Raw genomic sequence first — 247 nt, 5'->3', positions numbered from 1 at the left:
TGTTTATCTCCTGTACGGCGGTGCGGGCAGCAGAGGTCGCGGCTGGGATCGAGGCTGAAATCGGCAAGCCGGTCGTCGCTAGCAATCTCGCGACCGCCTGGGCTTGCCTGCGGCTTTGCGGCGACGATCGGGCGCGGCCCGAACTCGGTCAATTGATGACCAAGTCCTACCGGGAAGGCTGAGATCATGGTGAGCACCTTGCCCGTTTCGCTGGAGGATATCCGCGCTGCGGCGCGCCGGATTACCG

General features: G+C 64.4%; 1 pseudogene. It reads left to right on the top strand.

Annotation, left to right across the window (positions count from 1 at the left end):
• Positions 1-182, top strand: a pseudogene (locus tag EOD29_RS34020) (ectoine utilization protein EutA); the annotation flags it as partial.
• Positions 183-247: the final 65 nt, after the last annotated feature.

Origin of the sequence: Mesorhizobium sp. M1A.T.Ca.IN.004.03.1.1, from assembly GCF_003997555.1 — a bacterium.
GTDB lineage: Bacteria > Pseudomonadota > Alphaproteobacteria > Rhizobiales > Rhizobiaceae > Mesorhizobium.
The sequence above is the reverse complement of the archived record's forward strand: the minus strand, read 5'-3'. Positions and strand labels throughout refer to the sequence as shown.